We start from the raw sequence: 20,558 nt of genomic DNA, 5'->3' as shown, positions 1-20,558 counted from the left end.
GCCACCTTAGTCGCGCGTGCCAGCGCGCCGAGTCGATGTCAAGGGCGTGGCTCCCTCGCTCCTCGCGACGTTGACTGTCGGAATGAGACCACTGTGGAAGCTCGAGAAGAACCTGCCCGTGGGCTCCCCCTTCGAGGCGGGCGCGCATCACGACGTGGTCGTCGTCGGGGCGGGCATCACCGGACTCTCCACCGCCGTGATGCTCACCCGCGCCGGACTCGACGTCGCGGTGATCGATGCGGGCGGGATCGCGGAGCTCGCGACGGGTGCGAACACGGGCAAGCTCTCGATCCTGCACGGCGCGCACCTGGAAGCGCTCCGACGGCACCATCCGGCCTCTCTCGTGCGGGCCTACGTCGACGCCAATCGCGCGGGGATGGAGTGGCTGACCGCGTTCGCCGACATGGCCGGCGTGACCTACACCCGCCGCACCGATCATTCCTACGCGCAGGGTCCGGCCGGGGCGGGGATCGTCCGGGACCAGCACACCGCCGCGCGGGAAGCCGGGCTGCCGACGAGGCTGCTGATGGCGACGACCCGACCGAGGACGACGTTCCCGATGGCCGCGGCGGTCGCGCTCGACGATCAGGTGACGATCGATCCGGTCGCGGTGGCCCAGGCCCTCGTCACCGAGCTGCTCGCGTCGGGCGGCACGGTGCACACCGGAGTCCGGGCGACGGGGACACGCGCCTTCGCCGGCCGGGTCGACACCGTGGACGGACCACTCTTCGGCGACCACATCGTGCTCGCGACCGGCACACCGATCACGGATCGCGGCCTGTACTTCGCCAAGACGCGAGGGCTGCGGTCGTACTGCGTCTCCTTCCGCGTGCCGGGCGGCCTCCCGGACGGCACCTTCCTCTCGGTCGACGGCCCCACCCGCTCGATCCGTCCGGTGAGCGCAGAGGACGGTCCGGGCGGAGAAGCCCAGCTCGCCGTCGGCGGCAACGGTCATCCGGTCGGTCGCGGAGGTGGCGAGGCCGCAGCGGTGGACGACCTCATCGCCTGGACCCGATTGCACTTCCCCGGCGCCGAGGAGACGCATCGATGGTCGGCGCAGGACTACGAGTCGCACGACCTCATCCCGTTCGTGGGGGCGATGCCACGCGGTCTCGGTCGCATCCGCTTCGCGACCGGCTACGGCAAATGGGGCCTCTCGAACGGTCCGGCCGCTGCGCTGCGCCTCACGGCCGAGATCCTCGGCACCCCTCGCCGCGAGCGCGCGGCCTGGATGACCACGATCGGCACACGGCTCACGGTCCCCGCCGATCTGGGGCGCGGTGCGAAGGAAGGCGGGAAGGTGGCTGCGGCCCTCGCGTCCGGGTGGACGGAGGCAGAACGCCACCCCACCCCCGTCCCGCGGCCCGCCGAGGGCCAGGGCACGGTGGCGAACCGCGCGGGTCGGCCGGTCGCGGTGTCGACGGTCGACGGCGTCACCCGCGCAGTGAGCGCGGTGTGCCCTCATCTGGGCGGAGTGCTCACGTGGAACGACGCCGAGTGCTCGTGGGACTGCCCCCTGCATGCCTCACGCTTCCGCCCCGACGGCACCCGGATCGAGGGACCGGCGCTGCGCGATCTCACGCCTCTGTCGGGCGAGGACCGGGAATGATCTCGCCCCGGGGCGGCGCGCCATCCCATCCCTCCTGCGGCGTCTCGCCGTTCTCGCGGAACACGTACTGCGAGACGAGCTTGCGCTGACTGCTCGACCAGTCGATCGCGGGACGACGCTGTTCCGGCGGCAGGTAGCCGAGTCGGTAGACGGCCATGAGCTCCAGGTCGTCCGGCACACGCAGCAGCTGCACGATCTCGTCCCAGCGACCAGGCACCTCCATCGGGAACGAGATGAACTGGATCCCCATCCCGAGCTCGACCGTAGTGAGCCAGACGTTCTCCATCGCGGCTCCCATGCTGAACACCGAGTAGAACGACGAGAGCTGCCCCGGCCGATACTCGCTCCGGTCGAGCATGACCCCGAGCAGGAGCGGTGATCCGGCCACCAGCTTGCGGTTCTCGGCACCGAGGGTCTTCGGAACCCCGAAGGTGTTCATGAGGGTCTGCCCGCGCTTCGTGAAGACCTGACTCGTGAAGGGGCGCAGTGCGGCGGGCAGCTTGTCGAAGAGCATGCCGCTGCGCTTCTCCTCCATCTCGGCCTCGCTGAAGCGGAAGTACGGCTTGTAGCGCTCGAAGAACGTGCCGTTCGACATCGCCTCGGTCATGCTCTCGCCCGAGATGCGTGCGATCTGCTCGATGGTGTCGCGGCTCTCGATCACGACGAACCGCCAGGGCTGACTGTTCAGCTGCGACGGCGCGCGCCCCGCGGCTTCCAGGAGGATGCGCTGATGCTCCTCGGAGACGGGGTCGGGCAGGAAAGCCCCGTTCGTAGTCTTGCGGCGGCGGATGGCGTCGAGCAGTTCCATGCGTGTCACTTCCGGTCGGCGGCGGATCGCGAGAGCACCAGCCCCGCGACGATGAAGGGGGCGGCGGTGAGCGCGACCAGCGGATGCCGCCGGGTGTGGGTGCCGAGGTACGGGATCGCGGCGAGGGGGACGGCGGCCGGGAGCACCGCGAGTGCGGCACGTCGGCCCTGGCGGGACCGGCCTGCGGATCCCGAGACGACCGCGGCACCGACGGACGTGCACGTGGCGATGTAGAGCAGGTGATGCAGCCACCGGAAGTTCCGGGTGTCGACGATCCGCGCCGCGACCGACGCGCCGAGCATGCAGTTCGCGGCATAGACCGCGGCCGCGGCGACGAACAGCGACGCGGGGTTCCTGCGCCGGGATCCGTGAGCCATGCCCCGACCCTACGCCCGGGACCACCCCGCGATCGCCCCCTTGCATCCCGCCCGCCCCTTCGGTACGCCCCGCGCCGTTCCGGTCGCCCGTTCGGTACGCCCCCGCGCCGTTCCGGTCGCCCGTTCGGTACGCCCCCGCGCCGTTCCGGTCGCCCGTTCCGGTCGCGATATGGCAGCCGAAACGGTGATTTGGGGTGACATATCGCGACCGGAAGGAGGGTCTGGGCTAGAGGTTGCCCTCCGCGTAGATGCGCAGGGCATCGCGGACGAATTCCGCACCGTGCGTTCCGCCGGACGAGGTCGCGTAGTTCGCGCCGAAACGCGGATCCGCGACGTACATCTCGCCGAGCCCGATCACGTACGCCTTGACGTCGCCTCCGGGGACGGCGGCGGGTGTGCCGGGGATGCCCGTGAGCCACTCGACGTGGCGCCGCGCGATCTCCTGAGCCTCGGAGGATGCCGGATCGATACCGCTCTCCGCGGCGGCGATCCAGTCGCGCCCGAGGTCGGACACGCGCTGCTGCCAGTCGGCGCGTTCGGCATCCGTCATCCCGCGCCACCAGCGGTCGCTGTCGGCGTAGGCCTTCTTGCCCCACCGCTCCTCGACCTCGTCCTTGTACTGCGTGTGGTCGAAACCGTCGAACATGTTCTCTGCCATGAGTCGTTCACCTCCTCTCAATGCCGTGATGGTGGATTCGACCGACGCGATCTGTCGCGCCAGCCGGGTCTGCTCCTCGCGCAGCAGCGCGAGATGGGTCTCCAGTGCGGAGGCTTCGGTCTGCGATGGCATCCGGTCGGTGGATGCTCCGAGGACCTCCGCGATCTGCGGCAGCCCGAGTCCGAGCTCCCGCAGCAGGAGGATGCGCTGGAGTCGCACGAGTGCCTGGGCGTCGTAATGCCGGTAGCCGTTGTGCGCGATGCGCGTCGGCGGGAGCAGACCGATGTAGTCGTAGTGCCGCAGCGTGCGACTCGTCGTGCCGGCCAGCCGCGCGATCTCCTGGATCGACCAGTCGTCCGTGTCCATGTCCGCCCTCCTCCGTTCGATGACTCGACTCTAGGAGTTGACGTAGCGTCAAGGTCAAGACGCCCAAAACACACGAACGGCCCCACCCCCGATTCCAGGGTGAGGCCGTTCAGGGCGAAGACGTCAGTCGGTGGCGGTTCCGAACGCGGTGAGCGAGGCCGTGAGCGCGTCGGCGACCGCCTGCGCATCGATGTCGAACAGCACGTCGACGTTCGGCACCCCCTGCCAGCGATCGATCATCTGCACGACGGTCTGTCCGCGGGTGTGCGTCCCGTTAAGCTCGACGTCCACACGGAGGTTGCGCACCGTGAACCAGTCGGGGTTGAGGGCATAGGCGACGCAGGGCACATCGTTGAGGTGCATGCCCTCGGTCTTCCACTCGGGCATCTCGTCGGGGTCGTCCTGACGATCCGGGTATCCGATCATCTCGCAGAGCGCCAGGCCCATCGGCGAGCGCGACTCCCAGAGGGTGCGGACGTGGTCCGGCGTGAGGGCGAAGCTCCGGGACACGTCCAGGCCGACCTGCGTGAGGGGTGCCCCGGACTGGATGACGATCTCCGCGGCTTCGGGATCGTTGAAGATGTTCGCGCTCGCGACGGGCGTGACGTTGCCCCACGTGAGTGCCGCGCCGCCCATGTAGATGATCCGGCGCACCGAGCGCGCGAACTCCGGCTCCAGCGTGATGGCCAGAGCCACGTTCGTCAGGGGCGCGAGGGCCATGATCGTCACCTCGCCCGGAGCCGACATGACCGTGTCGATCATCCGGCGGACGGCGTCCGGCTCGACCTCGGCCTGGGGGTCCGGGTCCGGGTACTCCCAGAAGCCCACCCCGCCAGGACGGTGGATGTGCTCCGCGAAGTGGGGTTCGCCGACCAGTGGCCGGCTGGCACCCTTCCAGATCGGCAGGTCGGAACGACCGGCGACGGCGGCGATCTTGCGGGCGTTGGCCGTCGCCGTGTCGACATCGACGTTGCCGAACACCGTGGTCAGCGCCTCGATCTGGAAGGCGTCGGAGGAGAGCGCCCAGAACAGCGCCCCCGCGTCGTCGATCCCGGGGTCGGTGTCAATGATCAGTCGTTCCATATCCATGCTTTCTTTCATGTCCTAGCGGCTGGTCTGCCGATCGGACGCTTCACTGTGCCCGTCCGCGGTCGCCGCCCTCAGCCGTGCGGCGCGGGCGGAACGCGTGTAGACGAAGAGGTACCAGCAGTTGATCGCGATCAGCGTGATGTTGAGGGCGACCATGGGCGCGCTGCCGAGCATCAGGTTGTATCCCATCAGCAACGAGGAGGCTCCGAGGTTCAGCCAGCGCAGGCGCGAGATCGTCGGCTGCAGGAGCGAGACGATCAAGAGAGCGCTGCCGGCCCAGCCGACGATCTCGCGCCACAGATCCATCAGGAGGTCACTTGCCCACGAAGAGGCCGTTGCGGCGCTTCGCGAGGACGTAGAGCACCACGCTGATCGCGCAGAGGGCCGCGATGTAGATCGGGAAGATCCACATCATGCCCTGGCTCTGCAGCCAGAGGAGCAGGTACGAGGCGGTGCCACCGAAGATGGCCACTCCCAGGCCGTAGCCGAGACCGAGCCCGGTGCCGCGGATGTGCTGCGGCAGCAGGGAGTTGGACACGACCACGAAGATGGTCATGTTCAGGAGCAGCACGATCGCCCCACCGAACATCACGCCGGCGAGCGTGCCGACCCCGGGCTGCGAGTACAGCAGCGCCAGGAAGATCGTCGGGATGGCCGCGAGACGCGCCACCACGAACCACTTGGACATCGGGAACCGATCGAGGATGCGGCTCAGCGCGAAGGCCCCGACCGTCAGGAAGACGCCCATTCCCGTGGTGATGGCGAACACGGCGGTGGGGTCTTCTCCGAACGTGCCGTTGGCGAGGTTCGGGAGTCCGGCGATCCACGTGTAGTTGTACGCCTGGATCGCACCGACGATGAAGACCGTCGCGAGCACGCTCAGCCAGTACTTGCGGACGTCGCGCCACACCGAGTTGTCCTTGGTGGGGACCGCACCCACCGTGCGGATCGCCGCGGTGTCGAGGGTCTCGGGCAGCGTCCGACGCAGCCACAGCACGATCAGACCGAACAGACCACCCACGATGAACGGGATGCGCCAGCCGTACGCGGCGAGGGCTTCGGGGCCCAGCAGCAGGCTGATCAGGAAGATCGACGTGGGTGCGAGCAGGTTGCCCAGGTTGTTGAAGAACGCGAAGAAGCCGGCGACGTAGCCGGGGCGGTTCGGAACCAGCTCGAGCGCGTACGCCGTGCCGAGCGGCGCCTCCACACCGGCGGAGAGTCCCTGCAGGAGGCGCGCGACGACGACGACGATCGGCGCGAGGGCTCCGATGGTCTGGTAGTCGGGGAGCACGCCGATGATGAAGCTGCCCAGCGCGACCGCGCCGACGGCGAAGATCATGATCTTCCTGCGCCCGAAGCGGTCGGCCACGAAGCCGAAGACGACCCCGCCGAGCGGACGTGCGACGAACCCGACCGCGAAGACGGCGAGTGCGTTCAAGGTCGAGGCGAGTGGACTGTCGGAGGGGAAGAACGCCGCGCCGAGGTAGACCGACAGCAATCCGAAGATCGCCCAGTCGTACCATTCGAGCGCGTGACCCCAGCTCAAGGCCCGGAGGTTCTTGCGCTCGGTGCGGCTCGCCTTGCCCCTCAGCTGCTGCGGTGCGGTGGCCACTACTTCTTCAGTGCTCATGGAGCTCCTTTGCTCTGCCCCCGAGAGGGAGTTGATCGACCCTTGAATGCGGATATCCCCTGGTCATGACACAGTTCTCACCCAACGGCGAGGAGTGTGCATCTTCGGGAAGCAGATCCGAGTACGACTATAGTATAGCAGTAGCCCCCTCCGTGACGGAAAGAGTTCATCGTGAATTCCTCACTCGACGACGACGACCGACGGCTCCTCGCCGCCGCATCCGACCTGATCATCCGTGCGCACGATGCGAACCTCCACCGCGTCGCCGCCGCCGCGCGCGGAGCCTCCGGAGCCATCTACCTCGGCCTCAGCCTGCGCACCCCACGAGAGAGCGTCTGCGCGGAGAGCACCGCCCTCGCCAACGCCCGGATCGGAGGTGAGCAGGAGATCGAAGCCATCGTCTCGGTCGGCCTGCGCGACGACGGCACGACCGTGATCCTCAACCCCTGCGGCGTCTGCCGGGAAGTCGTGCCCGCGGTCGCACCGGGCATCCGCACGCTCGCAGACGGCGGCGGCCACCCGGTGTGGGTGACCGCCGCCGATCTGCTGCCGATGCCATGGGTTCGCGCGCGCACCTACGACTGAGCCGTTCGCGGAGGTCAGCGCCAGGGCAGCGGACGCCGCAGCACCTCGCCGATCCGATCCAGCACGCCGTCGAAATCCATGTCGAAGACGACGCGGTGGATCGGTCGCGTCTCGTCCTTCACCGGATGCACGCCGGCGAGGTAGCGGTCTCCGGTCTCGGGGTCGCGGAACGTCTCGAGCGGCCGCATGACCGCTCCTGTCACGAGTTCCGGATACAGCAGGCTCGCCACCGCCATGCTGTCGTTGATGCCCATGACCCGGCGCCCCTCCGGCTGCGGGTAGGAACGCGAGTAGAAGCCGGCATAGTCACGACTGATCGCGGTGATCAGCTGCGCGGGCGCGAAGCCGGTCGACGAGGCGATCTCGAGGAAGAAGTCCTCAGGGACGAGGGCCTGACGGGTGACGTACGGCCCGCACCAGGTGACGTCGCCCTCGTGGGCTGCGACGATACGCGCGGCGTCGATGTCGAACGACACGTTGGGGTCACGCGAGACCCGGAACCGACGATCCTCCCACGGCGCGGTGTCGTGGTACAGCGCCGGGCCGAGCGTCCCGACGACGGTGGTCGAGCGAAGTCGCTGCAGCAGGTCGGGCCGGGCCTCGACAGCAGCGGCGAGGTTCGTCTGCGGACCGAGCGCGAGATAGTCGATCTCGCCGTCATATCGGTCGACGAGGTCGAGCACGACGGAGACACCGACCGGCTCGGGGTCGACCGACTCGGCGGGCCGGAGTCCCGTGTTGCCGAAGCCGTCCTCGCCGTGGATGCCCGGGTTCATCCGCAGCTCCTGCACCAGCGGCTCGTCCGCCCCGCGGTAGACCGGAACGTCGGTGCGTCCGCAGGTGTCCAGCACGTACCGTGCGTTGTCGGCGGCCCGCTCTCCGGTGGTGTTGCCGAAGACGCTGACCACCGCCAGGATCTCGACCTCCGGATCGGCGGCCAGAAGCATCAGCGCCAGGGCGTCATCCACCCCGGTGTCGGTGTCGACGATGACTCTTCTCATGGGTGCTCTCCTCGTTCGGGTTTCAGGGACGCGACAGCCCGAACGCGGCGAATGCGTCCTGTGCCGGCTTCTCGGTCAAGAGGGTGACGAATCGGGACGCGTCGTCGCCGGCGCCGGGACGGGCACCGACGGCGAACCGCCCGTAGGACTGCAGTTCGTGGGGAATCGGTTCGACGACATGCGCACCGGGGACCGAGCGCAGCTCGCTCACCTGCTGGATCGCGACGTCGGCACGTCCGTCGAGCAGCGCCTCAGCCGTGAGTCCGCTCTCGCATCGCACCGCGCGCTCATCGATGCGCTCGAGGAGGCCGCGCTCGCGAAGCATCTTCATGAAGTGCACACCGCTCGCCCCGCTGAGCGTGTAGGCGACGGCACGGGCGGCGAGCAGATAGTCGAGAAACGTCGTCGCCGAGTCGTCGGCCGGTCCTGCCGCGTCGTCCGGTCGGGCGAAACCGACGGAGGAAACCGCGATCTCGGCGACGACCTCGGGGTCCACCAGACCCTGCGCCGCGAGATCGGTGACGGAGGACGAGACGCCGAGCACCAGGTCGGGGCGCTCTCCCGCGGCAATCCGTTCGAGCAGCACGGTGGTGGGCTCGAACGTCGCCTCGATGTGCGTGCCGGTCTCGCGCTCGAACGCGGGGATGACGTGCTCGACGAGGGGGTTCTTGACGACGAGCCCGCTGTACAGGGTGATCACGAGGAGGTCCTTCCAGAGGGCGTGGCGAACGCGTGCAGCTGCGCCGAGGTGAGGGGCGACGTGGCGAGGCCGCGCGTGAGGAGGAACAGCTGCGCGGTGTGCTCGAGCTCCTCCACCGCGTCGAGCGCGGTGTCCAGGTCGGCCCCGGCGACGACGGGGCCGTGGTTGCGCAGGAGCAGGGCATGGGTCACCCGTGCGGCGTCCTCGACGGCACCGGTCACTGCCGGGTCTCCCGGGGCGAAGTAGGGCAGCATCCGCAGTTTCCCCACGCGCATGCCGTAGTACGCGGTCAGGGGCGGGATCGGATTCTCGGGATCGACGTCGGACAGGCACGACACCGCGGCGGCATGGACCGAGTGCGTGTGCACGACCGCATTCGCCTCCGGCCGCACACGCAGCAGCGCGACATGGAGGAAGGCTTCCTTCGTCGGCTTCGGCCCATCGAGGTGCGATCCGTCGAGGGCGACCACCGACAGCCGGTCCGCGTCGACGTCGGCCAGGCTGACCCCGGTCGGAGTGAGCAGCACGCGTTCCCCGTCGCGCACGGCGAGGTTCCCGGTGCGGCCATGCGTGAGGCCACGGCGGTGGATCGAGTGGGCGACGCGTTCGATCGCGCGGCGGGCATCGGCGCTCATTCCGTTCGCCCCTGTGCCGCGACCTCGACGAAGAGGTCCTCCTCGCCGAAGTTCCCGGACTTGAGGACCAGATGCACGTCGCGCTCCTCATCGTGGATCCAGGGGGCGCCCGGTGCGACTTCCTCCCCCACCACCGCGACGGTCGTGCCGAGGGCCCGGACGACCTCGCCGGAGGTCTCCCCTCCGGCGACGAGCAGGCGCTTCACACCTCGATCCGACAGCTGCGAGGCGATGAGGCCCGCCGCCCTTTCGTAGAGTTCGCCGGCACCCGGCACATCCTGGCGGCGCTCCGCTGCCGGGGTGGAGGAGTAGAGGAGGGCATCCGCGTCGGAGGGCAGGTGCTCCCACCACTCCACCGCGCGCGCAGCCAGCTCCTCGGCGGTGTCGCCGGGCTCGGCCACGACGCGATGAGCGGGGCCGCCCGAACCGACGAAACGGTCGATCTGCTCGAGCGTGCGTCGGGAGCAGCTGCCCGCGATGATCGCGGTGCGACCCGATGGGGGCGTGGGCGCCGTCGTGCCGCCCGCCGTCTCCCGCAGAGCCATCGCTCCGACGAGCCCGGCGGATCCGGCCACGAGGACCTCCCCGTCGACGGCGTCGGCGAGGACGGCGAGGTCGGCATCGGTCACGGCGTCGGCGACGAGGTGACGGATCCCCTCCGCACGCGACCGACGCATGACCTCGCGCACGGAGTCGGCATCCCGCTGCACCACGTCGAGGGGCAGGAGCCCGACCGGCGCCGTGCACTGCGCCGCGAGCAGCCGCGGCACCGAGGAGTCGCGCATCGGGGTCACCGGATGGTCGCGCATGTGCGTCTCGGCCAACAGCACGTCGCCGACGAAGAGGTGGCCGCGGTAGACGGTGCGCCCGTGCAGGGGTGCGGCCGGCGTCGTCACCACGAGATCCGCGCGAAGGGCGTCGGCGATCGCCTCCGTGATCGGACCGATGTTGCCCTCGTCCGTGGAGTCGAACGTCGAGCAGTACTTGACGTAGATGCGATCCGCTCCCTGACGCCGTAGCACCGTGAGCGCGGCGAGACTCTGGGCGACGGCCTCCTCGACGGGAAGGGACCGGGTCTTCAGCCCGATGACGATGCCGTCGGCGGGGCCAGCGTGCTCGTCGAGCTCGGTGCCGAGAACGAGGAGCGTGCGCAGTCCCGCCCGGCGCAGGGCCGCCGCGACATCCGTCGCCCCCGTCATGTCGTCGGCGATGACGCCGATCATCCTCGATCCTCCCGGAGCGCCGCGGTCAACCGTCGCGCGGCTGCGGCCGGCCCGTCCAGGACCGCGACACCGAAGCGATCCGCGAGGGACGACGCGGCCCCCGCGAGCGAGTACTGGGCGAGAACCACCAGGTCGTAGGGCTCGTCGACGCCGGCGATCCCTGCAGCCAGTGTCTCGACGAGCTCCGGCGCGGACAGGGGTGCGGCCGCGTCCGGGATCACCAGCGGGTGCACGCGCGCCGCCGACCCGGCAGCCGCGAACGCCTGCTCCAGACGCGCTCCGCTGTCGCTCGCGGCCGAGGCCAACGAGGCGACGAGCAGAACCCGTTCGGGGGCGGCGGCGACGGCTTCGGCGAAGAGGGGACCGTCGGCCGAGAGCACGGTGACACCGTCGGCGTCGCTCTCCCTCCGGTCGGCACGCTCTCCGAACTGGGAGCACGTGAGCAGCACGCCATCCGCTCCCCCGGCCAGAGCGAGCTCGATGAGGCTGTCCATGCGCGCAGCCAGCGGTGCGGTGATGCCGCCCTCGGTCTGCGCATCGGCCAGGAGACGATCATCGAGCAGATTCCACACCGTCGCCGTGGGAAGGGCGGCGGTGAGGGCGGCGGCCGCCGGGGCGATCGCCGGGGGTGTCGCGCTGATGAGCGCGATTCTCGGGTCGGTCACCGGAGGGTCCTCTCGATCCAGGTGAGCCCGTCGCGGGTGCCCGCGACGGGGGCGTACTCGCAGCCGATCCACCCGGGGTATCCGCTCTGCGCGATCCGGGCGAGCACGCGCTCGTAGGCGATCTCGCCGGTTCCGGGTTCGCCGCGACCGGGGTTGTCGGCGATCTGCACATGCGCGACCATCGGCCGGAGCTGCTCGAAACGCTCGATGACGTTCCCGCGGTCGACCTGCGCGTGGTAGACGTCGAAGAGCACGCCGACGATGTCGAGATCCACCACCTGCGCCACCGCCGCCGCGGTCTCCATCGAGGCGAGGCCGTAGCCGGGCTGATCACGCTTGTTGATCGCTTCCAGTGCCAGCCGGACCCCCGTGCCACGCGCCTGCTCGGCCGCCCAGGAGATGTTCGACACATAGGTCGCGAATGCGGCCTCGGGGTCGGCTCCGGACGGCCTGATGCCGGCCATGGCGTGAACCACGCGTGCCCCGAGCGCCGTCGCGTACTCCAACGCCCGCAGCACCCCCTCGCGGAACTCCTGCTCGGCACCGGGCACGAAGGCCGCGCCCGAGGCCGTAGGCGTCCCCGCGGGTCCGGCGGGCGTGTTGATGAGGATCTGCGCCAGGCCCGCGTCGTCGAGCAGCCGACGCACGTCCGCGGGCGCGAGCTCGTAGGGCGAGGCGAACTCCACCGCGGTGAAGCCCGCCTCCGCGGCCGCGTCGAACCGCTCGGCGAAGGGGACCTCGGTGAACATCCACTTGAGGTTGGCGGCGAGGCGCACCGGCCCCGAAGAGGTTTCGACGATCATGCGGTCACCGCGTCGTAGTCGGGGTTCACCACGAACTCGGGAGCCTGACCGCGGAGAGTCGCGATCACGTTGCGCGCGGCCATGCGACCGGACTCGCCACGGGCCTCGCGGGTCGCGCCCGCGACGTGCGTCGTGGCGAGGATGCCGGGGGTGTGCAGGAGCGGGCTCGAGGCCCCCAGCGGCTCGTCCGCGAAGACGTCGAGAGCGGCGGCGCCGATGCGCCCGTCGCGGACGGCGGCGACCAGGGCGTCCTCGTCGATGATGCCGCCGCGCGCGGTGTTGATCAGCACCGCGTCGGGCTTCATCAGAGCGAGGCGAGAGGCGTCGAGGAGGTTCCGGGTCGTCTCGTCGAGGAACAGGTGCAGCGTGACGAAGTCGGCTTCTCGGAGCAGATCCTCGAGTTCGAGCCGACGGATGCCGTTGGCCGCGGCGAAGCCCTCGTCGAAGTACGGATCGTACGCGACGACCTTCATCCCGAAGCCCGCGGCGATCGTCGCGACCGCCTTTCCGATCGAGCCCAGCCCGAGGATTCCGAGAGTCGCCCCCTGCAGCTCCCGTCCGGTGAGCTGCTGCCAGGTGCCCGCGGCGAGGTTGCCGATGTTCTCGGGGATGCGCCGGGCACAGGCGAGGGCCAGGGCGAAGACGTGCTCCGCGACCGCCTGACGGTTGGCGCCGGGGGTGACGCACACGGGAACTCGGCGTGCCGTCGCCGCCCCCACGTCGACGCTGTCGTAGCCGACGCCCGTGCGCACGATCATGCGCAGCGCAGGGGCCTGCGCGAACTCCTCCTCGCCCAGCGGGCGGGTGCCGGCGATGATCGCGCGGACGCCCGAGAGCGCCCGGGCCCGTTCCTCGGCGGAGAGGCGTTCGAGCTCCGGCTCATGCCGAGTCGTGAGTCCTGCGCCGCGCAGCATCCGGTCGACCTCGTCGCCGGGTTCGAGGAACGCGGTGGTGATCAGCACATCCTGGGAATCGGGCGATGTCACCAGATCCCTCCTTCGTAGTCGGGGGCGGCGAAAGCACCGCCGTGCAGAGTGGGTGCCGGAGCGGCGAAGTCCACGCCGTCGGTGTGGTCGGCGGCATCGTCGCGGGGCACGTAGCCGATCGCGGCCCATCCCGCGTCACCGTTCCACCAGCGGCCGGCGTTGGCCGAGCAGCCGTAGACGACCGCGCAGCCCACCGGGGCGCTCTCGATCGCACAGCGGAAGAGCTCGACCCCGTCGCGCCAGCTGAGCCAGAGCGCGAGCTGACGCCTGTCCTCGGGCTCCGGACGGAACGTGCCGATGCGGACGAGCACCGACTCGACCCCCCACTTGTCGTGGTAGAGGCTGGCGAGGGCCTCACCGAACGCCTTCGAGACCCCGTAGAAGGTGTCCGGACGCAGCGATGCGCTCTCGTCCAGCACCTCCTCCGCGGGATGGAAGCCGACGACGTGGTTGGAGCTGGCGTAGACGACACGACGCACACCGGCGCGTCGCGCCGCTTCGTAGACGTGGTAGGTGCCGTCGATGTTCACGCGGCGGATCTCCTCGAACGACGCTTCGTCCGCGATCCCGCCGAGATGCACGATCACGTCCACGCCCTCCGCCGCCGCCGTGAGCGCGTCGAGGTCGGCGAGGTCACCGATCACGACCTCCTCACCGGGGAAGAGCGACTCATCGCTGTCGGTCCGCGCGAACAGCACGACGCGGTCGTAGCGGGAGGCGAGCCCCTCGCGGATCACTCGTCCCATGCGCCCGGTCCCGCCGGTGTACAGCACTGTCGTCATCATCGTCCTCTCGTGCGCGCTCGGCGGTCAGCCGATGCTGCGGTCCTCTTCACCCGTGGAGGCGTCGGCGAAGAACCCGATCGCGGCTCCCGAGGGGCGTCGGCGGTGTGCCTCGCCGGCCTCCCATCGCAGTTCGACGTCGTGTCCGGGTACGAGGCTGGCTCCGGTGTCGGTCAGCAGTGAGCGCATCGCGACGATCGTGGCCGCGCTGGCGTCCGCGTCGAGCGTCGAGTCGACCCGCCCCGAGGCGAGTTCGTACAGATTCTTGACCGCATCCCCGGCGAAGACGCGCTTCTCGTCCGCACGCTCGAGATAGAAGGCGAGGTGGTGCGGGGTATGCCCTGCGCTGTCGACGGCATGGATGCCGGGGAGCACTTCCTGGCCCGCTGCCATGCGTCCGACCCGATCCGTGCGGCGAAGAAGCTCCTGCACGTGGAGGTCGGGAAGGAAGGGTGTCCCGGACGGCTGCTCGGCCGCCCAGCGCAGCTCGCGCTCCCCCACCCAGGTCGTGGCGTTGGCGAACATCGGGAAGTTCGAGACGTGATCCCAGTGCATGTGCGTCAGCAGCACGTCGGTCACGTCGTCCGTGGTCAGGCCGTATCGCTCGAGGCCGGCATGGATGAGGGGGATGTACGCGGGCTGTCCGGCATCGACCAGCACGCGTCGCACGCCGTCATCGAGCAGCCACAGGCTGCTCCATCCGAAGGCGCCGTGCGAACTCGACTTACCGGGGAAGCCCTCGACGAGCGGACGTGCGACGTATCCGGACGGTCCGGCTGATCCGGTCGTCGACGTCGACATGGTGCCCTCACTCTGCGCGCTCACAAAAAATAGTATAGCGCAATCCCTCCAGGAGCGACAGGTCGCCTCCTTCGCGGAACCGCTCGCCGTTCAGGCGTTCAGAAGCCGCTCGGTGGCACCGATGATGTGGTGGCGCATCGCGTCGGCCGCGCCCTCGGCATCACCGGCCACGATCGCCTGGTAGACCGCATCGTGCTCCGGCGCCGCACTCACCGCTCCCGTGCGCCCGAACTTCGAGAACAGGCGGAACCGCTGGATCTGCCCGCCGAGTGCCGCGTAGGACAGCTCCAGGAAGGCGTTGCCGGACTGCGCGGCGATCATCATGTGGAAGCGCGCATCGCTGCGCCAATAGAGGTCGAAGCCTTCGGTCTCGGTGTCGGCGACCTCGGCCGAGCGCCGGAAGTCCTCCACCGCCTCGCGCAGACCCTCCAGGAATTCGGGGGTCGTCCGCTGCGCGGCTTCGTAGGCGAGACGGGGCTCCAGGAGCACGCGGGCCTCGCCGAGCTGCTCCACCTCTTCCCGCGTCATGACCGGGGCCACGCGGTAGCCCCGCAGCGCCTCGCGCTGGACGAGTCCGGTGTGCTCCAGCCGCGCCAGGGCCTCACGCAGGGGCGTCTGACTGACATCCAGCTCGCGTGACAGGGCACCGATGTTCAGACTCTGCCCCGCCGCCCGCTCCCCCGACATGAACTGGTGCAGCAGCACCTCGTACATTCGGTCGGCGATGGGCTGCTTCGTCGATCGCCCGGCCACATCTTCTCCCCTCGAAGTCCTTCCGTCGAAGACTACCGCTCGGCCCATCGACCCTCCGACGGACGCGCGGGGGTTGACAATGTCGAGATATATCGTGTTACTGTGGCAACACACGATATATCTCGAACACTCACACAGGAGAAGCACATGACCGAGAAGTGGCTCATCGCCCCGGGCGAGGAACGCGTCATCGACATCGAGTCCGTCACCCGCCTCAAGGTGGGCCTGGTCGGCGGACAGGTGGATGTCATCGCCCACGACGAACCCGGCATCCGCATCGAGGTGCACGGTGTCACCACCAAAGACCTCCGTATCGAGTCCCACGACGGCGAGGTCGAGATCGACCACCCGCAGTTGGGCTGGGACAACTTCCTCGAGGTGTTCCGCAACTTCGGCTCCGGTGGCCCCCGCGCCGAGGTGAGCGTGGCGGTCCCCCGCTCGATCGCCCTGACCCTCGGCGTGGTCAGCGCCGGCGCCCTGGTCTCGGGCATCCGCAACGACGCACGCCTGAACACCGTGTCCGGCGACATCATCGTCGACACCCTGATCGGCGACCTCACGGTCAACTCCGTCTCCGGCGATGTGCAGGTGCGCGGACTCACCGGTTCGATCAGCGCCAACAGCGTCTCCGGCGATGTCGCCGTCACCGGGGCCGTGCGCAAGGCGACGGTCGACATCGTCTCGGGCTCGACGCTCGTGGATGCGGCCGGCGACGTGAACACCATCAACGTCAACTCGGTCTCCGGCGGCACCACGGTGCGCCTCGACGAGTCACTCGCCGCGAACTACGTCATCCGGTCCCTGAGCGGTCGGCTGCTCATCGACGGGATCGAGCGCAGCACCTCGGGCCCCAGCAACTACACCGGCACCACCGGGGAGCTCGCCGGGCGCTTCGTCGACCTGCGCGCGAACTCCGTCTCCGGTGGCGTCACCGTGCTCCGCCGCACCCCGGCCTCCATCACCGACGACGAGGAGTGGGAAGCATGACCCCGGCCGTCTTCTCGCACGGCGACCTCCGGCTGTACCTGCTGTCGCTCCTCGCCGAGGCGCCGCAGCACGGCTACGGCATCATCCAGTCGCTCACCGACCGCACCGGCGGCACCTACACGCCCAGCGCCGGGACCATCTACCCGCGACTGGCGAAGCTCGAGGAGGAGGGCCTGGTCACGAAGACCGTCGACGGCCGCACCACGATCTACTCGATCACCGAGGCCGGCCGCGCGGAGCTCGCCTCACGGGAGGGCGACCTCGCCGGGATCGAGGCCGGGATCACGGACTCCGTGCGCCTGATCGCCAGTGAAGTGCGCCAGAGCGTCCAGGACGCGATGAAGAGCCTCCGCGCCGACCTCGCCGCTGCCGAGAAGGGTGAACGCTCGGCCGCGAAGAGCCGTCCGCGCACGGAGAGCGACGACTCCCGACTCCTCAGTCGAGAGGAGATGCACCGAGCGGATGCCGTGGTCAACGCTTTCCGCGCCCGGGTGCGGACCGATCTGCGTACCCACCTCGCCAAGGGCGGCACCCTGTCGTCATCCGTCGTCACCGAGCTCGAGACGGCGCTCGACGAGGCCGCCCGCAACGTGACGGCAGCCCTCAGCGTCCGCGGATCCTGACCCCGCATCGCCCCGCATCGCCCCCACCGATGCTCGACACCCCCTCTGATCGTCGACGCCCCCTCGCATTCCCGGGAATGCGAGGGGGCGTCGACGGTCAGGAGGGGTGTCGCCGCGTCACTCCGGCCAGATCTCCTTCTGGTCATCGGGCACCGTCTCGCCGAGGGGCACGACCAGGATCGAGCGATGCTGCCGGTGAGCGAGGCGCGCTGCGACCGAGCCGGTGAAGAACTCCCTGATCGATTCGCCGATGCCGCGCTTGCGCGTGCCGACGACGATCAGCTGCGCATCCAGCTTGTTGGCGAGTTGCTTGATCGCCAGGGCCGGATCCCCGACGAGCTGGCGGGCGGTCCAGGTGATGTCCGCGCCCGCGAGCAACCTCGCAGCCTCGGCCTCGACCGCCTCGAACTCCGCGGCACCCGCATCGAAGTTGATGTCGATCGGCGCCGAGTGCACGTACCCGTCCGGGTCCTCGTAGGTCACGAAACGCGTGACGTCGACGTGCGCGACGACGAGCGGCGCGCTCAGCAGACGCGCGTATCTCACGGCCTCATCGATCACGTGTCGGTCCTGGCCCGGTTGCATGCCGACGATGACGGCTTTCTGCAATGCCGCGTTCTGTGCGGCCTCATCGGACGGAGTGGAGGTGTCGTCGGTCATGAAGATCGTTCCCTTCACCGGTCTGGCTTAGGCCAGAGCGTCTTACCCGCGTGCTATTCTGAATGCTACTCTTACCGGCTTCAGGCCGGTGTCGTGAAAAATGCCGCGGGCCTCGAATCCCGCCGCTTAACTCGTGAGGGGGTCTCGCGCATGGGCCGTGGCCGTCAGAAGGCGAAACACACCAAGATCGCCCGCGAACTCAAGGCGTACAGTCCGTCGGTGAACTACTCCGCTCTCGAGCGCGAGCTGGGTCACCCGACCGACGAAGACGCATATGTCGACAAGTGGGCGGATGACTATGCCGACGAAGACGAGGACGAACTAGAGAAGGCCTGACCGCCTGATCTGTTTCGAACACCCGCAGGCCATGCGGGTGTTTCGTCATGCCCGCCGCCTGTGAGGTGATCCTCGGCGACGGAGCGCTGTCCGTCATGCGCCGGCGCCGGCACCTGAGAAGATCTCCTCATGGCCCGCGTCGTCGCCCTCTACCGTCACCCGATCAAGGGGCTCACCCCCGAGCGCCGCGACGCCCTGACCGTGCAAGCCGACGGCCGGATCGCCGGAGACCGCGTACTGGCGTTCCGGTTCGCGGATGCCGCCGTGCCGGAAGACCGGGACGGCCTGGACTATTGGCCCAAATCCAAGGGACTCGCGCTTCAGGACTTCCCCGCTCTCGCCGCCCTGCGCACCGGATATGACGACGAGACACGGCGCGTGCGGATCGAACACTCCGGCACGGTGCTCGTCGAGGCAGGACTCGACGACGATGGTCGGCGCGAGCTGACCGCAGCCGTGACCGAGTTCGTCCTGGCGAGCCCCGAAGGCCGTCGCCTCCGGCGACCAGGTCGGCTCCCGCTCGTGCTCGTCGGCGATGGGGAGACCGCGCGCTTCCAGGATCGTCCGCGCGGCTACGTCTCGGTGCATGGCCGGGGCAGCGTGCACGCACTGGGTGAAGCCCTCGGGATGAGCGTCGACGACCGACGCTTCCGTTCCAACGTGGTGATCGACGACAGTGCACCCTGGAGCGAGCTCGACTGGACGGGGGAGGTCCGCGTCGGCAGCGTCGTCTTCCAGGCGGCCGGGCCCATCGTGCGGTGCCTCGCGACCCATGCGAACCCGGACACCGGCGTGCGGGATGCCACGGTGCTCACGACCCTCACGGCCTCCTTCGCGCAGCCGGAGCCGACCCTCGGACGCCTGCTTCTCCCCGGTTGGACACCGTCGGATCACGGCCGGCCTCACGCGGGCGGCGTGATCCGCGTCGGCGACGAGGTCCGCGCGGGGTGAGCAGGATCCGCGACCGCAAGCCGTCGCGATGTCAGCGCTCCCTTTGGCGAGGCCAGCTTGCGCCGAGTTCTCGTCATCCCAGGCTTGTGAGCGCAAACATTTTCTGATTTGATGTGCTTGTGATCGACGACGCTCCGGCGTCAGCCCCGGCCCAGGGCGGTCCGCATGAACCTGACCTCGAAGAGGAGAACAGCATGGCAATCACCCCTCGCTTCACCCGCACCGCCGCGATCGTCGCGGTGGGTGCGGTGTCGGCCTTCGGCCTCGCCGCGTGCTCATCCGGCGATTCCGGTGACAGCAGCGCCGGCAGCGAACCCGTCACCATCGAGTACCTGCACCGCCTCCCCGATGGCGAGGGGATGACCCCCACCTCGGAGATCGTCGAGCGCTGGAACGCCGATCACCCCGACATCCAGGTCACGGCGACGAAGTTCGACGGCAAGTCGAGCGACATGATCCTCAAGCTCGAGACCGATGTGAAGGCCGGCAACGGTCCCTGCCTCGCGCAGACCGGGTACTCCGAGGTGCCGCAGCTGTTCGTCAAGGGACTGCTGCAGGACGTCGCGGACGAGGCCAAGAAGTACGAAGACGACTTCTCGGCCGGGGCCTTCAGCGGCATGAAGGTCGGCGACGCGATCGTGGGCCTCCCGCAGGACACCGGCCCCCTCGTGTACTTCTACAACGAGGCCGAGCTCACGGCGCTGGGCCTCGACGCCCCGAAGACGCTGGACGATCTCACCGCCGACTCCGCCACAGCGACGGCCGCCGGCAAGTACGTCACCGCCTTCACGCCCGACGAGGCGCAGAACTGGCTCTCCGCCCAGTCGGCCGCGGCCGGGGACACCTGGTTCACCACCGCCGGCGACGAGTGGAAGGTCGACGCCGAGGGCGACGGCTCCGAGCGTGTGGCCGCATTCTGGCAGGGACTGCTCGACAGCAAGCAGACGCTCGCGACCGAGCGCTGGGGCGAAGGCTTCACCGCCGCGCTCAACGACGGCAGCCTCATCGGCCATGTCGGAGCCGCATGGGAGGCCGGGTTCCTCCTCGACTCGCTCGACGGCACCCCGGCCGAAGGACAGTGGCGTGTGGCTCAGCTCCCCGACTTCGGCGCCGGCGCGATGAGCGGCCCCGACGGCGGCTCCGGCGTCTCCGTGATGAAGGGATGCGAGCACCCCGCCGAGGCCATGGAGTTCAACGCCTGGTTCAACACGCAGGTCGACGACCTCGCCTCCCAGGGCCTCGTCGTCGCCGCCAAGGGCGACGTGGAGACCCCCGAGAAGATGCTCCGTCAGTTCGGCGGTCAGGATGTGCTCGCCGAACTCGGCACGGCGACCGAGAACCTGAACCCCGACTTCCCGTACGCCCCGGGCTTCTCGACGCTGTCGAAGATGAACGAGACCGCCGCGGCCGCGGTCGCCGGCACGGCGACGGTCGCCGACATCTTCACCACTGCGCAGGACACCGCCGTGGCCTCGCTGAAGGATCTCGGGCTCCCGGTCGCGGAGTGAGTCGGCGAGAAGGCATCATCGG

At 69.4% G+C, this 20,558-nt stretch carries 24 protein-coding genes; 7 read left to right on the top strand and 17 right to left on the bottom strand.

All coding sequences use genetic code 11. The features are described from left to right. The first annotated feature begins 82 nt into the window (after positions 1-82). Positions 83-1,609 (top strand): FAD-dependent oxidoreductase, encoded by a 1,527-nt coding sequence (locus L978_RS10355; RefSeq protein ID WP_047522995.1) that lies wholly within the window; start codon positions 83-85, stop codon positions 1,607-1,609. Here L978_RS10355 and L978_RS10350 read toward each other — a convergent pair. The 6 genes from L978_RS10350 to L978_RS10325 all read right to left on the bottom strand — a co-directional run bounded on the left by L978_RS10350 (position 1,578) and on the right by L978_RS10325 (position 6,537). Beyond that, positions 1,578-2,417: a nitroreductase family protein gene (locus tag L978_RS10350; protein ID WP_047522975.1), complete on the bottom strand. Its 840-nt coding sequence runs from the start codon at positions 2,415-2,417 to the stop codon at positions 1,578-1,580. The two genes, L978_RS10355 and L978_RS10350, sit on opposite strands and share 32 nt — an antisense overlap. 5 nt (positions 2,418-2,422) lie before the next feature. Then, on the bottom strand, positions 2,423-2,794 hold the full coding sequence (locus L978_RS10345) for a hypothetical protein (protein ID WP_047522974.1): 372 nt from the start codon (positions 2,792-2,794) through the stop codon (positions 2,423-2,425). Between the two features lie 226 nt (positions 2,795-3,020). Next, entirely contained in the window at positions 3,021-3,818 is a 798-nt protein-coding gene (locus L978_RS10340; RefSeq protein WP_047522973.1) for a MerR family transcriptional regulator, read from the bottom strand. Positions 3,819-3,941: 123 nt separating this feature from the next. After that, positions 3,942-4,907: a nucleoside hydrolase gene (locus L978_RS10335; protein ID WP_197055646.1), complete on the bottom strand. Its 966-nt coding sequence runs from the start codon at positions 4,905-4,907 to the stop codon at positions 3,942-3,944. A gap of 15 nt (positions 4,908-4,922) precedes the next feature. Next, entirely contained in the window at positions 4,923-5,213 is a 291-nt protein-coding gene (locus L978_RS10330) for a hypothetical protein (RefSeq protein WP_052193560.1), read from the bottom strand. Positions 5,214-5,220: 7 nt separating this feature from the next. Further along, on the bottom strand, positions 5,221-6,537 hold the full coding sequence (locus L978_RS10325) for an MFS transporter (protein ID WP_047522972.1): 1,317 nt from the start codon (positions 6,535-6,537) through the stop codon (positions 5,221-5,223). Positions 6,538-6,708: 171 nt separating this feature from the next. On the opposite strand from L978_RS10325, the gene L978_RS10320 reads away from it, so the two are divergent. Next, on the top strand, positions 6,709-7,122 hold the full coding sequence (locus L978_RS10320) for a cytidine deaminase (protein ID WP_047522971.1): 414 nt from the start codon (positions 6,709-6,711) through the stop codon (positions 7,120-7,122). 14 nt (positions 7,123-7,136) lie between these two features. Here the strand turns inward: L978_RS10320 and L978_RS18365 are convergent, their stop codons facing one another. The 10 genes from L978_RS18365 to L978_RS10270 all read right to left on the bottom strand — a co-directional run bounded on the left by L978_RS18365 (position 7,137) and on the right by L978_RS10270 (position 15,471). After that, positions 7,137-8,123, bottom strand: coding sequence for a nucleoside hydrolase (locus tag L978_RS18365; protein ID WP_052193559.1), 987 nt, complete (start codon positions 8,121-8,123; stop codon positions 7,137-7,139). Between the two features lie 22 nt (positions 8,124-8,145). Continuing rightward, entirely contained in the window at positions 8,146-8,823 is a 678-nt protein-coding gene (locus L978_RS10310; protein WP_052193557.1) for a substrate-binding domain-containing protein, read from the bottom strand. Then, positions 8,820-9,458, bottom strand: coding sequence for a class II aldolase/adducin family protein (locus tag L978_RS10305; protein ID WP_047522970.1), 639 nt, complete (start codon positions 9,456-9,458; stop codon positions 8,820-8,822). Before L978_RS10305 ends, L978_RS10310 begins: the two co-directional genes overlap by 4 nt. After that, complete coding sequence (gene otnK / locus L978_RS10300) at positions 9,455-10,681, bottom strand: 3-oxo-tetronate kinase (protein ID WP_047522969.1); 1,227 nt, start codon at positions 10,679-10,681, stop codon at positions 9,455-9,457. The genes L978_RS10305 and otnK overlap by 4 nt, the downstream gene beginning before the upstream one ends. Next, positions 10,678-11,346: a hypothetical protein gene (locus tag L978_RS18755; RefSeq protein WP_047522968.1), complete on the bottom strand. Its 669-nt coding sequence runs from the start codon at positions 11,344-11,346 to the stop codon at positions 10,678-10,680. Before L978_RS18755 ends, otnK begins: the two co-directional genes overlap by 4 nt. Then, positions 11,343-12,149 (bottom strand): hydroxypyruvate isomerase family protein, encoded by an 807-nt coding sequence (locus L978_RS10290; RefSeq protein WP_047522967.1) that lies wholly within the window; start codon positions 12,147-12,149, stop codon positions 11,343-11,345. The genes L978_RS18755 and L978_RS10290 overlap by 4 nt, the downstream gene beginning before the upstream one ends. Beyond that, positions 12,146-13,135 (bottom strand): phosphoglycerate dehydrogenase, encoded by a 990-nt coding sequence (locus tag L978_RS10285; RefSeq protein ID WP_047522966.1) that lies wholly within the window; start codon positions 13,133-13,135, stop codon positions 12,146-12,148. Before L978_RS10285 ends, L978_RS10290 begins: the two co-directional genes overlap by 4 nt. Beyond that, a complete protein-coding gene (locus L978_RS10280) occupies positions 13,132-13,917 on the bottom strand; it encodes an NAD-dependent epimerase/dehydratase family protein (RefSeq protein ID WP_047522990.1) in 786 nt (261 codons plus the stop codon). Before L978_RS10280 ends, L978_RS10285 begins: the two co-directional genes overlap by 4 nt. A 27-nt stretch (positions 13,918-13,944) precedes the next feature. Continuing rightward, positions 13,945-14,742: an MBL fold metallo-hydrolase gene (locus L978_RS10275; protein WP_231555038.1), complete on the bottom strand. Its 798-nt coding sequence runs from the start codon at positions 14,740-14,742 to the stop codon at positions 13,945-13,947. Positions 14,743-14,808: 66 nt separating this feature from the next. After that, positions 14,809-15,471 carry a GntR family transcriptional regulator gene (locus tag L978_RS10270; RefSeq protein WP_047522964.1) on the bottom strand — a complete coding sequence of 221 codons (663 nt, stop codon included), beginning with the start codon at positions 15,469-15,471 and terminating at the stop codon, positions 14,809-14,811. A 147-nt stretch (positions 15,472-15,618) separates the two neighbouring features. On the opposite strand from L978_RS10270, the gene L978_RS10265 reads away from it, so the two are divergent. Both L978_RS10265 and L978_RS10260 read left to right on the top strand, forming a co-directional pair. Then, a complete protein-coding gene (locus L978_RS10265) occupies positions 15,619-16,458 on the top strand; it encodes a DUF4097 family beta strand repeat-containing protein (protein ID WP_047522963.1) in 840 nt (279 codons plus the stop codon). Continuing rightward, positions 16,455-17,081, top strand: a complete 627-nt coding sequence (locus L978_RS10260) for a PadR family transcriptional regulator (RefSeq protein ID WP_047522962.1) — start codon at positions 16,455-16,457, stop codon at positions 17,079-17,081. The genes L978_RS10265 and L978_RS10260 overlap by 4 nt, the downstream gene beginning before the upstream one ends. 117 nt (positions 17,082-17,198) lie before the next feature. Here the strand turns inward: L978_RS10260 and L978_RS10255 are convergent, their stop codons facing one another. Further along, entirely contained in the window at positions 17,199-17,741 is a 543-nt protein-coding gene (locus L978_RS10255; protein WP_047522961.1) for a universal stress protein, read from the bottom strand. Between the two features lie 150 nt (positions 17,742-17,891). Here L978_RS10255 and L978_RS10250 point away from each other — a divergent pair, with 150 nt between their 5' ends. The 3 genes from L978_RS10250 to L978_RS10240 all read left to right on the top strand — a co-directional run bounded on the left by L978_RS10250 (position 17,892) and on the right by L978_RS10240 (position 20,536). Next, positions 17,892-18,077, top strand: a complete 186-nt coding sequence (locus tag L978_RS10250; protein ID WP_029259537.1) for a DUF3073 domain-containing protein — start codon at positions 17,892-17,894, stop codon at positions 18,075-18,077. Positions 18,078-18,206: 129 nt separating this feature from the next. Then, entirely contained in the window at positions 18,207-19,028 is an 822-nt protein-coding gene (locus tag L978_RS10245) for an MOSC domain-containing protein (protein ID WP_047522960.1), read from the top strand. 194 nt (positions 19,029-19,222) lie between these two features. After that, a complete protein-coding gene (locus L978_RS10240; RefSeq protein ID WP_047522988.1) occupies positions 19,223-20,536 on the top strand; it encodes an ABC transporter substrate-binding protein in 1,314 nt (437 codons plus the stop codon). Positions 20,537-20,558: the final 22 nt, after the last annotated feature.

The organism is Microbacterium sp. ZOR0019, assembly GCF_000800925.1.
GTDB lineage: Bacteria > Actinomycetota > Actinomycetes > Actinomycetales > Microbacteriaceae > Microbacterium > Microbacterium aurugineum.
The sequence above is the reverse complement of the archived record's forward strand: the minus strand, read 5'-3'. Positions and strand labels throughout refer to the sequence as shown.

Coding starts and splice junctions, on each gene's coding strand:
- L978_RS18365 (WP_052193559.1), bottom strand. CDS start 8,123: ATGAGAAGAGTCATCGTCGACACCGACACCGGGGTGGATGACGCCCTG.
- L978_RS10330 (WP_052193560.1), bottom strand. CDS start 5,213: ATGGATCTGTGGCGCGAGATCGTCGGCTGGGCCGGCAGCGCTCTCTTG.
- L978_RS10260 (WP_047522962.1), top strand. CDS start 16,455: ATGACCCCGGCCGTCTTCTCGCACGGCGACCTCCGGCTGTACCTGCTG.
- L978_RS10325 (WP_047522972.1), bottom strand. CDS start 6,537: ATGAGCACTGAAGAAGTAGTGGCCACCGCACCGCAGCAGCTGAGGGGC.
- L978_RS10240 (WP_047522988.1), top strand. CDS start 19,223: ATGGCAATCACCCCTCGCTTCACCCGCACCGCCGCGATCGTCGCGGTG.
- L978_RS10345 (WP_047522974.1), bottom strand. CDS start 2,794: ATGGCTCACGGATCCCGGCGCAGGAACCCCGCGTCGCTGTTCGTCGCC.
- L978_RS10265 (WP_047522963.1), top strand. CDS start 15,619: ATGACCGAGAAGTGGCTCATCGCCCCGGGCGAGGAACGCGTCATCGAC.
- L978_RS10250 (WP_029259537.1), top strand. CDS start 17,892: ATGGGCCGTGGCCGTCAGAAGGCGAAACACACCAAGATCGCCCGCGAA.
- L978_RS10340 (WP_047522973.1), bottom strand. CDS start 3,818: ATGGACACGGACGACTGGTCGATCCAGGAGATCGCGCGGCTGGCCGGC.
- L978_RS10245 (WP_047522960.1), top strand. CDS start 18,207: ATGGCCCGCGTCGTCGCCCTCTACCGTCACCCGATCAAGGGGCTCACC.
- L978_RS10290 (WP_047522967.1), bottom strand. CDS start 12,149: ATGATCGTCGAAACCTCTTCGGGGCCGGTGCGCCTCGCCGCCAACCTC.
- L978_RS10335 (WP_197055646.1), bottom strand. CDS start 4,907: ATGGATATGGAACGACTGATCATTGACACCGACCCCGGGATCGACGAC.
- L978_RS10280 (WP_047522990.1), bottom strand. CDS start 13,917: ATGACGACAGTGCTGTACACCGGCGGGACCGGGCGCATGGGACGAGTG.
- otnK (WP_047522969.1), bottom strand. CDS start 10,681: ATGATCGGCGTCATCGCCGACGACATGACGGGGGCGACGGATGTCGCG.
- L978_RS10350 (WP_047522975.1), bottom strand. CDS start 2,417: ATGGAACTGCTCGACGCCATCCGCCGCCGCAAGACTACGAACGGGGCT.
- L978_RS10305 (WP_047522970.1), bottom strand. CDS start 9,458: ATGAGCGCCGATGCCCGCCGCGCGATCGAACGCGTCGCCCACTCGATC.
- L978_RS10355 (WP_047522995.1), top strand. CDS start 83: ATGAGACCACTGTGGAAGCTCGAGAAGAACCTGCCCGTGGGCTCCCCC.
- L978_RS10255 (WP_047522961.1), bottom strand. CDS start 17,741: ATGACCGACGACACCTCCACTCCGTCCGATGAGGCCGCACAGAACGCG.